Source organism: Acetatifactor sp. (assembly GCF_982438285.1).
The window spans coordinates 1-12,782 of the sequence record NZ_CEWDFQ010000051.1; the positions used below are offsets into that span (position 1 = coordinate 1).

The window sequence follows — 12,782 nt, forward strand, 5'->3', positions numbered from 1 at the left end:
ACGGTTTTTTTGTTCTTTTCAGCCTGCCTGATACCTTCTCTAAAGTGCTGTTTTCATCTTCTTCAAACACATATAATGGGTTCAGCACAATTTGCCCTTTTTCAAATCCCACTACTTCCGTAATTTCCATGGTCTTTCGAGACTTATCCCTCAGCCTGGACAAGTGAATGATGATATCTACTGCTGAAGCGATCTGCTGCCTGATAGCCTCAAGGGGAAGACCTGGCGCACCCTGTAAAACCATAGTCTCTAAACGGCTCAGCATATCCTGCGTGGAATTGGCATGTCCTGTGGAAAGCGAACCATCGTGTCCCGTGTTCATGGCCTGCAGCATATCTAACGCCTCTCCTCCACGGACTTCTCCCACAACGATACGTTCAGGACGCATTCTCAGGGATGACTTAATCAAATCCCTGATGGTAATCTGTCCTGCACCAGAAGTATTTGCATTTCTTGTCTCAAGACTTACCAAATTCTCTACGCCAACGATCTGCAGCTCAGCAGAGTCCTCTATGGTAATCACTCTCTCATCCTTAGGAATATAGTTAGACAAAGCATTCAAAAAAGTGGTCTTTCCTGAACCGGTACCGCCGCAGATGAAGATGTTATATTTTGCCTTCACCAGCAATTCAAGCTTATCCGCTATATCCTGCGTAATTGAGCCGTAAGAAATCAATTTTTCAATTGTCATAGGGGTCTTTGAAAACTTTCGAATGGTCAGCGTTGGCCCGCAAAGCGCGATAGGGGGCAATACCACATTTACACGGGAGCCATCCGGAAGCCTCGTATCACAGATGGGATTCGCCTGATTAACTTCCCTTCCTGCCAGTCCGACAATACGCTGGATCACATCCTCCAGCCGTCTCTGGCTTTCAAACTGCTTATCCATTTTAAACAGTCGTCCATTCTGCTCAATAAAAACATTTTCCGGGCCGTTTATCATAACCTCAGTAATTGTATCATCATTCATAATGGTATCCAGAAGCCCGAATCCACGTATGGAACTATAAACCTGCTGTACAATGGATACTCTTTGATCTATGGAACAATAGCGATTTCCCAACTGTTTCAGTACAATTTCCTCAACCTTAACTTCCAGCTCATCATCTTCCATTTTGCTGAGCGGAAGATTTTCGGTAACGTACCTTTTTATTTCACTGACAAATTGCTGCTCCTGCTCAAAATCCATCTCCCTCACACCCTCTCATCAAAGAATCTGGTCAAACATATCCATTGTTGAAAGCTGATCAACAATCTGATTTTCTGTCGAGTGCTCGTACCTGGGTATGCCTCCAATGCATTTGAGCTCCACATCTTTGATCATATTGCTTGTTTTATTACTGAATTTGTTGTATGCAAGCATCAGGCGGTCAGTGAGAGGAGCATCACTGCTTTGCTCCAAAGTTGCCAGAGCAGTGTATGCCCTGCATATCTTGGTGTTGGATGTTACAGAGCCATCCCCCACCCAGACGATGGCCTGTGCCTGTCTGCATATCTGCAAGGCATCTTTATCCATTCCAAATTCCATATCAATAATGATATATTTGTAGCTTCCAGTGAGCTTCAGCTCTGATATCAGCCGAAGCATATCCTCTGCATCCATTTCCAGCATGTCAAGAGCTATCTTGGTCTGCGAATAAAAATAGACGCCTCTTTTATCCTGTTTTACGCAACTTTCCAATTTAAGGGGAAGATTAGTTTTTCTGCTCTTTAGGGCAAAAATGATGTCACTCATATCGAACTGCCCTTCAGCAGAAAAGATTGTTTCAGACGAACCAAATGATTCAAGATTTAAATATAGAGTTTTTTGCTGCTGCGCTGCAAAATGAACCGCGCAGGAGGCCGCCATAACAGAAGCTCCAGTTCCTCCGCTTGGAGATGCAAAAATAATAACTTTGGCGCTGTCATCTCCAATTTTCATCCCGGTAACATTACCGACATTTTCGGAGTATACACTGAGGATCTGCTTATATATAAGATCAGCCTTTTGAAACTTGCATATTGCATGTTGTCCATTGAACGTATCCACGTCCATTGAATCAACCAGATAGGCAAATCCACATTTTCTGGGCAGGCATGTAAAATCAATTTCAAATGCATCATTTGCAATCAAAACATCAATCTTTGCGCTTTCCAGCACACCCATGGCCATATCCAGATCAGTAAAGGAATATATCTCCAATTTGTCAACATATTTTGCACTGAATACCGCAACAATGCGATTGAGATAAATCCCATCCTTTTCCAATATTGCAAGCTTAATTTTCATTTCCCTTTTTTCCCCTTTTTTTGACACTCTTTATTCTTTATATCATATAACTTTCGCAATTTCAATACCCTAAAATTATTATTTTAGTAATTTTCAATAATTTATTTCAGTTTTGTTATATGATGGGAGTATATTCTGATACGGTTTTTCACATATAAAGAATGAACAGTTAAGCCAACGAATTGTCTCTTTTCGAGAAAAAATGGACATAAAAAAACCTGCCCAGCAATTAGGAATTGCCGCAGCAGGCCTTTCAAGATATGAAAACAGACTCCCCCTCTTTACTCCATATATCCGCCCTTCATGGGTGACACCGCATGCTGGGAATAAAATTTAAGCACTCCCTTTGTATATTTCGGCTCCTTTGGCTTAAAGTGTTTTCTTCTTTCCGCAAAGATCCTTTCCACCTCCTCAGGGGAGCATTCCTTTCCGTCTATCCCCACCACATCCAGTCTGCGGCCCGGGATATCCAGATAAATGAGATCATTTTCCGCAAGCAAGGCTATGGGTCCTCCTTTGGCCGCCTCCGGCGACACGTGCCCTATGGCCGGTCCCTTTGAAGCTCCTGAAAACCGCCCGTCCGTGATCAGCGCAATGCTCTTTCCCAGCTCCGGGTCCGAGGAAATCGCCTCTGTGGTATAAAACATTTCCGGCATGCCGGAGCCTGCGGGGCCCTCGTAACGGATAATCACCGCGTCCTTCGGCTGTATTCTATGGGTGAGCACCGCCTCAATGGCCTCCTCCTCGCAGTCAAAGCATCTGGCCCGAAGCAGAGCCTGAAACATTTCCTTGGGCACGGCGGAGTGCTTTACCACCGCTCCCTGAGGCGCCAGATTTCCTCTTAAAACCGCTACCGTTCCCTGATCGTTTATGGGTTTGTCAAAGCTTCGGATCACATCCTCCCGCCTAAGTCCTCTTTCTTCCAGCTTTTTCTCCCAGCGCTCATAAAAACCGCTGTTTTTGATCTCCTCCAGGTTTTCTCCCAAAGTCCTGCCTGTGACAGTCCTTGCCTCCAGATGCAGACAGGATTTGATTTCCTCCATAATTCTGGGTACACCGCCCCCATAGGCAAAAAATTCTGCAGGCCACTTTCCTGCTGGACGCACATCCAAAAGATAATGCGCGTTTCTATGAAGCCTGTCAAAGGTATCCCCGTCTATTTCCACGCCAAATTCATGGGCAATAGCCGGCAGGTGCAGAAGAGAATTGGTGGAGCCGGAAATGGCCGCATGTACCATTATGGCATTTTCAAAGGATTCTTTGGTTACAATATCGCAGGCCCTAAGTCCCTGATCCGCCAGCTCCACACTGCGTTTCCCCGCCAGATAAGCCGCCTCCTTAAGCTCCTTACTGCCTGCGGGAAGCAGGGCGGTGCCGGGAAGCATCAGCCCCAGGGCTTCCGCCATGATCTGCATAGTGGAGGCAGTGCCCATAAAGGAGCAGGCCCCGCAGGAGGGACAGGCATGCTGCTTGTAAAAGGTAAGCTGCTCCTGTGTGATCTCCCCCCGCCTGCACATAGCCGAATAAGCGCCGATCTGCTCCAGCGTCAAAAGGCCGGGGCCTGCTTCCATAACCCCTCCTGTGACGATCACCGCCGGAAGCTTTAGTCTCCCCGCCGCCATCAAAACAGCGGGAACGGATTTGTCACAGCTGGCCAGAAACACACTCCCGTCAAAGCCCGTGCTGCTTCCGTGTATTTCCATCATATTCACCATCATATCTCTGGAAGCCAGGGAAAAATTCATTCCGTCATGTCCCTGGGCAATGCCGTCACAGATATCCGTCACATAATATCTGGCTCCCTTGCCCCCCGCATCCTTGATTCCCCGTATCACTTCATCTACCAGAAAATTAAGATGGGCGCTGCCCGGGTGGCTGTCCCCAAAGGTGCTCTCCACTAAAATCTGATCCTTCTCCAGATCAGCCACACTCCATCCCATCCCCATTTTCAAAGGATCACTTTCCGGCGCAAGATTCCTGATTCTCTGACTGTTTTTCTCCATACTGATCTCCCTTCTGATCTGCCTTCCAATCTCCATTCCCAAAATACCATTGCTCACAATGCTTTTAAAAATTCTTCTATTTCCTGCAGAGTTTTTTCATCCAGCCCAATATTGGTTCCGATCCCCAAAAAGAAGGGCAGTCTTGACAGCTCCTCCAAAGTCATATCCTGAATCCGGGCTCCGTCCACCTTGGCAAGCATGGGGACTTTTTCGTAGAGATATCTTTTGATTTTTGGGTTTTTCACCAGCCACCGGACGCTGTCCTTCAGGCTGGGCCTGTCCTCAAACTGCGGATTTAAAGCATAGCAAAATTCATATTCTCCCGCCTTTCGCTCCACACTTTCCCCATATTGCCTTAATATTTCTTCTCCGGGATAGGGAAAACGTATCCGGGCCTTTGCCCCAAAGGGAATCACACAGCGCAGATACAGGAGATCCCCATCCCGAAGCTCCCATTGGATTTCGTATCTGCCCTGTGCAGTGTCAAACACCATAAAGGCATGTCCGATTTCCCTACAGACCAGGGGATTGATCAGCACATTTCCGTATCCTGCATCCCCCGGCAGCTGGCGGATTCCCCCAATCCATCCATACATCCACTCCAAAACGGAGCCGTTTGCATAATGGTTTAAGGAGTTCATTCCCGTATCGCTCATAGTGCCGTCCGGCCTTACGGAATCCCAGCGCTCCCACACGGTGGTGGCTCCCAGCTTTACCTGGTAGAGCCAGCCGGGACAATCCTCCTGCATCAAAAGCCGCAGGGCCGTCTTTTCCAGACCCGCCTGCGCAAGGGCAGGCAAAAGCAGGGGCGTCCCCACAAAGCCTGTTTTCATCTGGCAGCCGTCCATCCGGATACGCTTTTCCAACCCCTGTGCAAGTAATTTCTTGTGATCCTCCCCCCAATACAGGCCAAACAGCAGAGCCACTGCATATCCTGTCTGGGTGTCCATACATAGGCTGCCCGACCTGGTAAAATAGGTTTCCCAGATGGCATTTCTGATCTTGTCCGCCTTTTGGGCATAGTGCTTCTCCTCCTCCTTCTTATCCAGCGCCTTTGCCGCCAGGCTCAAAATTTTCACCGTGCGGTAAAAATAGGCGGAGGATAGAAAGAAGGTGTCCGTGCCTCCCACAGGCATGTGATAGCAGCCCCCATCCAGGGCCAGCCAGTCTCCATAGTGGAAGCCATTCTGCCACAGATAAGGGTTGGTGCCCGCCCTGGCATTGCAGCGGTCGATATAAGCCGCCCACTGCTTCATGCTCTCCCACTGCTCCTCCAAGATAGAGGCGTCCCCGTAGGTCTCGTACAGCACCCAGGGAAGAATCACCGCCGCATCTCCCCAGGCCGCCGAGGTTTTAGGGCTTTTATCCACAGAAGGAACAATCTGGGGAGCCATGCCCCCACATCTTTTCTGCTCCATCCACACATCGTAAAGATATTTTCTGTAAAAGGCGTAGCACTCTCCGTTGATGCAGGCGGTTTTGGCAAATATCTGGGCATCTCCCATCCAGCCCAGCCTTTCATCCCTCTGGGGACAGTCCGTGGGCACATCCAGAAAATTGTCCCACTGGCTCCAGCGGATATTGGAAATCAGCTGATTTAACAGCGCGTTTCCAGTCTGCAGCCTGGCCGTCTCTTCAATCTGTGAGGTAAGCACCTCCCCCGTAAAATCACTGATCTCTATGCCCTTTGGAATATCTCCCTTTTCATCCGTAATCTTTACATACCGAAAACCATAGAAGGTAAACCTGGGAAAAACCTTTTTTTCCTCTCCATCGGAAATATAAATATACTCCGCCTTAGCGGTGCGGTAATTTTCCCGGTAAAAATTACCCTTCTGCAAAATTTCCCCGTGGGTGAACACAAAGGTGTCCCCTCTTTTTCCCCGACAGCGAAAGGTGATCCGGCCTGTGATGTTCTGCCCCATATCCAACACCAGTTCCCCCTTTGGGGTCAAAAGCAGCGCCGCAGGCTTTAAAACCGCCTTCACCCTTACAGGGACACTGCGCCTTGCCTGTATCCGCTCAGAAGGCTCCTCCCTGGGCTGTTTGTTTTCAGGCTGTTCATTTTCAAACTGCTTTCTTTCGAGGCACAGCTTCCCCGGCCTTACGCTGCGGGCGGGGCCGTAAGCGCCCAGATTTTCCCTGCAAAAGACTTTTTCCTTCTGGGAAAGCAAGGTGTCATCTCTTTTTTCTCCGTTGTAGATATCGCTGTATACAATGGGACTGAGCCGATATTTCCAGGATAGATCCGACACGACTGTCTTTTTGCTGCCGTCCTGGAAAAACATATCCAGGGTAAGCATCAGTTCCGGTATACGCCCCTTAGTCCGGTCAGGGTTCTGGCGGTAGCCATAGCTGCCCATATACCACCCGGGCGCCAGATAGATCTGCAGCAGGTTTTCCCCCTTGCAAAGCTCTTTTCCCACATCAAAGGTGAGGTACTGTATGTGGCTTTCATAGGAGGTGAGATAAGGGGTAAGCACCTCGTCTGCGATTCTTTTCCCATTCAGATACGCCTCGAACACTCCCAGACCGCACAGGTACAGTCTGGCCCTTGTGCACTCCTCCTCCAGGGAAAAATCCTTCTCCAGAACAGGAATCCCCTCCTTCAAATCCGCAGAAATGCTGATGCCCTCCAGTCCCAGCTCCATGCGCCCCGTCTCAAACCAGGCCGTTTCGCTCTCCCCCGCATCCCCCGCATTATCCCATACCCACACCTTCCAGTAATATCTGGTACAGGGCGAAAGGCTTAAGGGGAGCCTTGTGCCAAGACCGCTTACCCAGTCCGCCCGGCCGGTATCATACACCTCCTCCCTTCCCTCCGGGTCCAGGGAAACTCTGATTCGTGCGGCCTCCTGGCTGCTGCCCGAAGCCTGTGTTACCTGATAGGAGGCTGTTACGGTTTTTAGTGCAAAGCCCAAGGGGTTTTTCAAATGGTTGATTCTAAGCCTTTCTACCTTCATTTTTACCTCTCATTTTGCTGCGCAAGCGTCTTTTCATCAGAAGAAAATGCGTCCTGCTCCGAAAAATCAATGTAAGAGCTGTCCGGATAAGAGTACTCCCCCCTGTAGTTTGACATTGCGTAGAGCGGATAACGCACCGGAGCGTACCCTCTGGGACGCATTTCATCCGCCTGGGTGTAAATATACATCCGCTTTAAGTCCCAGACCACCAGCTCATCCCTGTTGTCTCCCATCAGGTCAATGGCCTCCACGCACAGCTCCGGGTGGCCGTCATCGGGGAATACCACCACTCTTTTCCCTCTGCCGTCAATGAGGCCTCCCTTTTCCACATCTGCGTTTAACAAAATCAGCTCCGTCCCGTCCCCCTTCCAGTTGACAGGTGTGAGCACCTGTCCATTCAGCCCTGTCTCCATCTCCCATAAGGGATTGCCGTCACAGTCATAGAAAAACAAAATTCCCTGATGCCCCCAGTAATTTACCAGGCAAATGCCGAATTTCCCAGGCTCCCCCAGATAAGGCCCTACGCTCACCCTCTGGGCGTGGCCCACATCGTCCCTGGCAATAATATTTCCCTTTAGGTCGGCGATCACAAAGCCGTCGCTGCCGCTTGCCAGGGCCAGATATCCCTTGTCGTCTCCCCGGAATTTTCCAATGACGATCTCATCGGTGTGATCCTGGGATAAGGGCAGTGTCCAGATCAGCTTTCCGTCCGCGCTCAGCATATTATAGCCGCAGAAAATTTCGTCCCTGCCATCCCCGTTAAAATCATGGGGATAGGGAAAATGCCCCGTATTCTTGGCGTCCTGATATTTCCACAGCAGCCGGAAATTTTCATCCAGCACATAAATCCTGCTGTATCTGTCCTTGATCAAAATGTCCGTTGGACGCTTTTTTCCCGATACATTGCAGATACGAATACAGTCCGGGTTCAGCCTGTCAAAGGCATATCTTCCGTAAGGGATTCCCAAAAGACTGTCCCCGGGCTCCGGTGCAAGGGGAGTTTTCTCTCTGCGAAGCACCCTGCCCGTGGCTCCCTCCAATACCAGGATTTCAAAATCTCTGGCAAAAATCACCTCATCGGCGCCATCCCCGTCCAGGTCGTACACCTGAAAGGGAAGATCCGCAGACAAAAATCCTGTAGAAGGATCCTCAGAGGGCTCTCCCCACTGCCAAAGCACCTTTCCCTCCAGGTCTATGGCGGTGAGACAGCTGATCATGGCATAGGCGTCCTGGTAAATGCGCTTCCTGCACTGAGCCAGCACAATATGCCAGGTCTCATCCCCGGTAAGATGCCCAAATCGTATCTGCCTGCCTGTGCCAAAATTCTTTAAATCAATCACCCTTGCCAGCTTCATGCCAGGATATTTTTCTCTCTCCGAAAGCTCCTCTGCCTGAAGGATTTTTCTTCTGTTTTCCATCTCCTGCTTTACAGCCTGGCTTACCGCCACCCTTACCTGGCTGTAGGCCGCGGGACGATCTGCGGTAATTCCGATTCTGCCTCCCTCTAAAACGCTTTCATGGCGCACCTCCAAAAGAAGCTTTGCATTTACCCCCGCCTGCAGCAGATCTCCTTCAAGCCTTGCATACAGGCAATAAAAGTGATCACAGTCGTAAGCAAAGGGCACACACCCCAGGCATTCCTCTTCCTGCTTATGGCGTCTGTAAACCTTAAGAGCCTGATCCTCCAGCACCACCGCCAGCAGATGAAAGGAATTCTGTACGCAGACGGCGATTCCGGTGCTTCCCCCGGTATGATACGGGCGCACACAGGCCTCCATGGTATAATCAAACATTTCCTCTTTCCCCGCTGTCAGAATAGGTTGCATTTTATGGGGATACTGGTTTTCCACCCGCATCTGCTCCATAAGCTTTTTCCCTTCCTTTTCCACAATCATCCAGGAAGGGCCCGAATAGGTGTAATTGCACACCATATCCCTCCAGATGCCGCAGTCTCCCGGAATACGCCATAAATGGTATTCCCCCATTGCGGAATGGTCTTTATCATAGGGAAAATCCCCACAGGCAAAGCCGCCAAAGTCCTCCTTGATCAGGTATTGATTTCGAATCTGTTTGTCCTCTTGCATGGCATTTTGCTCCTTTTTATCTATCTGTGAACTCCCCAGAGACAAAGCTTGCGTTTTCCAGACGAGGGCTGCTTAGAATCCCCGCCTGGCGCAGCTGATATTCATAGCACCAAAGCGCCCCACTGCTTCTCCAGGAATTGGGCCCCTGATAAAACCATACTCCCGGCGTGTGGTGAAGCTGGGCGAAGCCATTTTGTCTGGTGCCGTACAGCCGCAGCATGATTTTATGCCTTCCCTCCCCCAGATGCCCAAGTCCTAATCTGTAGGGTGAAAAAATAATATCGCCCCGCTCCTTTCCATCTGCAAATACCTTGATGAGCCCGCCTCTGTACCTGGGCACACAAATCACCGTTTCCCCAAGGGCTTCCTCCTTTGAAACCTCTATCTCAAAGGAATACTCCAGATTCCCTGTGTAAAAGGGGAGTCCCTGACAGGTGATATCCCCAAAGCCTATTGCTCCCGGAAGGGCAGTGAGAATTTTTCTACTTCCCGCAAGCCTCACCCCAAATTCTCCCAAAAGATACATGGCCTCCAGATTGGTGCGCTGTCCCAGCGGCACTGTCACCTCTAATCGGTTTGTCCCTTTCTTAAGACCTGGTAAGGAAACTGTTTCGATGGCCCGGTCCACATACCAGCCATCCGCCAGGACAGAAACCTCCTGTCCGTTCCAGCAGATTTTTGTGGCGGAGGCGTCCTCCAGCCCCAGCTTTAACTGGGAAAGCTCTATTTCGCTTTCAAACAGGAACCGAACCCGGATGCTGTGCGCAGGCTTCTCCTTAGGCAGCAGATAGGGCTGCACCACCTCCCTTCTTCTGAGGGGAAGGCCGCATCTGCTGCGGGCTATATTGTCAATCCGGAGAATTTCCTCCTCCGGCATCCAGGGTCCTTGGTCCACCGCAAATTCCCCTATGTCAAGCAGGCACATATTGGGTTCTGAAAGAGCTGTCTTTACCGGCCCAAAGCAGACAGTGCCCAGGGCTGCCCTGGCCTGGATACATCCCTCGGGAAGAGCGGTGCGGGCTGCTTCCTTTGCCGCTTCCGCCTGCTGCTTTTGTGTTTTTATGTCCTGTTGCTCTTTGGACATTCGGTTCTCATTTTCCTCTTTTGTGGGCGTAAGGTAGAGAAGCATGCTGTCGTGCATATGCCAGTCCTGCTCCCAGCAGGTCTCTTCCTGCAGGATTTCTGTCTCCAAGGGGAATATCTCTCCGGTCATTGGGTCATAACAGCGCACATCATAAGCGCCTGCAAGGCTGATGTGAAGCCTGGTTTCCTCCTCCACATCCGGGCATTTGGGCTTTTTCCCATTTGCCAGAAACAGCCACTGGCCTTCCTTGTCCTCCCTTTGCTGTGAAAGAAGGAAATCGCATCTTTTACCGTCCTGTCTTTGTATCCTGGCAAAGGCGTATTTTCCCAAAGCTTCCCACAAGGAGGCGGGAGAAAGGGCTGCCTTTTTAGCCTTTGCATACAGAGTCTGCACTCTATCTGAGAAAACCGCATCTATGTACCTGGGGCAGGCACCCACAAAAATCAAATCTCCTCCCTGGCAGAAGAAGGCTTCCAGCCGCTCCAATGTGGTACTGCGCAGGGTTTCGCAGCCACACACTATGACCGCCTCATAGGACATGGCTCCCACCTGCAGGGGCGCGCCTCCCTGAGGACACAGCTTTGGCAGTGTGCTTTCGCTGATAAAGTCAAAGTCCAGCAGAGAAAACAGCAGATACTCCGTAAGCCTTTGGAAGCTTTCCTCCAAATGCTCCCTGACCGCCGCTGTCTGCATGGACGGCCCCCAATGAAGCCAATAGCTCTCAATGGGGTGAATCACTGCGATCCGCACCCATGGCTTTCCTCTGGTGAGAGCGGTGTTCAGCCTGGCAAAGTAATTTTCTATCAGAGAAAACTGCTGATACCAGGGGGACTGGCAGCCGATAGATGCCGGGAAGTCCCTTTTGGCCTCTCCCTTCATGGTCATCCAGAATAAATGGGGCACCCGCACTGTGACTCCTAGGGCAGCCTGCCAGTCTCCCTGGAGCTTGTAGCCCCTGAAATCATAATCCCAGCCGGTGACTCCATACAGCTCCGACAGCATACCCTCCGCCCCCTGCTGATGGACGGCGGACTGGGTCTGCTTTGCCGTGGTATATTCCCTTCTGTCGCAGAGATTGTCCATGCCCGGAATAGAAAAGGCCCCATAGCACCTCATACATTCTCCCAAAGTCATAGTCTGCTCCTCCAGGGAGCCCTCCCCCATCACATGTCCGGTAAAGCGAATCCCGTTTTCCCTGCACCATTCCCCAATCCGTCCGCAGTAGTTTTCCACAAAAAGCTCTGCCACAAAATCATGATACCGATATCTGGCCTGGGATATCCTCCCCTCAGGAAGCTCCCAGATCAGCTCGGGGAGCGTCTCCAGGGGCTCCTCCCCGTATTTTTCCCGATAGCCCTCCGAAAAGCCTTCTGTCCAGGGCAGAAAAACATCCTTTTTCTCCTGGGGAAAATTCAGGATGCTTTTTGCGGTAAACTGTGGCTCATCCGTAAATATGGCGGGAACCCTCTCCCCGAATTTTTCACCCAGGGCCTCTTTGTACGCCCTGTGGGTAATATTGATAAATTGATCCACAGCCTGTGGATTGAGCGTATCCAGATAAGCTCCGTTATTAAACCAGGGGTCTGCCTCCCCATGCTCCAGATAGGCATACCACTTTGTCCCAAAAGCCTGCTCCCCGGGCTCGATCCTCTTATATTCCTCAAGGGTGCCGTCCTCTCCAAGCCGCACATCATAGACTGCAAGAAGCCTGCCGTTTTCCATGCGGACGCCTCCCCTTCCCCTGCCGGGTGCGGAGACTTCCTCTTTTTTGCCTGCTCCTTCCTTCCCCGTTTCATAGGGGGTCACCGTAAACAAAAGGCTCTTTGCCGCATACGCAGGATGCCCCCTTGTGACCTTTCCGCCCGCTGCTCCGGAGGGCCAGCGGTCCTCATCATAAAGCCACGCCAGCATGTCCTCCTTTTGGGCCTTTTCCACACAGGCCTTTACATGGTCCATATATTCCCGGCCAAGATACGGGGTGTCAAGCCCTGTCCTCACATGGATGTGAAAACCGCCCATCCCCATTTCCTTCATGACGTCAATCTGCTCCTCCAGAACCTTCCCATCAAGGGCCCCGTTCCACGCCCAGAAGGGAGCTCCTCTGTACTCCGCAGTCGGATTCTCAAACAACTCCTTCGAAAGCCTCTCCTGCGTATTCTTTTTATAAAACCTGTCCATACGCCCCTATTCCTCCCTTTCTCCAGCCATATCCAGCAGCTAATTGTAAGATTTATCTTTGTGCACAGCAAGCACGATACCTCTTACAAAATCACTGCACCATCCCCTTATATTGGGACGGGGAAACTCCCATAACCTTCTTGAACACCGTGCCAAAATACAGCTGGTCATAGCCCAGAATATCCGCAATATCCTTTATAT

7 protein-coding genes are annotated in these 12,782 nt (G+C 50.6%); all 7 read right to left on the reverse strand.

Annotated elements, in window-relative coordinates; all coding sequences use genetic code 11:
• Positions 1 to 1,114: TadA family conjugal transfer-associated ATPase (locus AC1WIP_RS04170; RefSeq protein ID WP_481140639.1), on the reverse strand; the 1,114-nt coding region annotated here is incomplete at its 3' end.
• Between the two features lie 93 nt (positions 1,115 to 1,207).
• A complete protein-coding gene (locus AC1WIP_RS04175) occupies positions 1,208 to 2,269 on the reverse strand; it encodes a P-loop NTPase family protein (RefSeq protein WP_481140634.1) in 1,062 nt (353 codons plus the stop codon).
• A 281-nt stretch (positions 2,270 to 2,550) separates the two neighbouring features.
• Positions 2,551 to 4,272 (reverse strand): dihydroxy-acid dehydratase, encoded by a 1,722-nt coding sequence (gene ilvD / locus AC1WIP_RS04180; RefSeq protein ID WP_481140635.1) that lies wholly within the window; start codon positions 4,270 to 4,272, stop codon positions 2,551 to 2,553.
• Between the two features lie 53 nt (positions 4,273 to 4,325).
• On the reverse strand, positions 4,326 to 7,235 hold the full coding sequence (locus AC1WIP_RS04185) for an alpha-L-rhamnosidase (protein WP_481140636.1): 2,910 nt from the start codon (positions 7,233 to 7,235) through the stop codon (positions 4,326 to 4,328).
• A gap of 2 nt (positions 7,236 to 7,237) precedes the next feature.
• Positions 7,238 to 9,319 (reverse strand): hypothetical protein, encoded by a 2,082-nt coding sequence (locus AC1WIP_RS04190; RefSeq protein ID WP_481140637.1) that lies wholly within the window; start codon positions 9,317 to 9,319, stop codon positions 7,238 to 7,240.
• A 16-nt stretch (positions 9,320 to 9,335) separates the two neighbouring features.
• Complete coding sequence (locus AC1WIP_RS04195) at positions 9,336 to 12,581, reverse strand: hypothetical protein (protein ID WP_481140638.1); 3,246 nt, start codon at positions 12,579 to 12,581, stop codon at positions 9,336 to 9,338.
• 91 nt (positions 12,582 to 12,672) lie between these two features.
• Positions 12,673 to 12,780, reverse strand: coding sequence for a helix-turn-helix transcriptional regulator (locus tag AC1WIP_RS04200; protein WP_481140640.1), 108 nt, complete (start codon positions 12,778 to 12,780; stop codon positions 12,673 to 12,675).
• Positions 12,781 to 12,782: the final 2 nt, after the last annotated feature.

What these genes read in the sequence shown, in the direction of transcription:
- AC1WIP_RS04190 (WP_481140637.1), bottom strand. Translation starts at nt 9,319, where the DNA reads ATGCAAGAGGACAAACAGATTCGAAATCAATACCTGATCAAGGAGGAC.
- AC1WIP_RS04185 (WP_481140636.1), bottom strand. Translation starts at nt 7,235, where the DNA reads ATGAAGGTAGAAAGGCTTAGAATCAACCATTTGAAAAACCCCTTGGGC.
- AC1WIP_RS04175 (WP_481140634.1), bottom strand. Translation starts at nt 2,269, where the DNA reads ATGAAAATTAAGCTTGCAATATTGGAAAAGGATGGGATTTATCTCAAT.
- ilvD (WP_481140635.1), bottom strand. Translation starts at nt 4,272, where the DNA reads ATGGAGAAAAACAGTCAGAGAATCAGGAATCTTGCGCCGGAAAGTGAT.
- AC1WIP_RS04195 (WP_481140638.1), bottom strand. Translation starts at nt 12,581, where the DNA reads ATGGACAGGTTTTATAAAAAGAATACGCAGGAGAGGCTTTCGAAGGAG.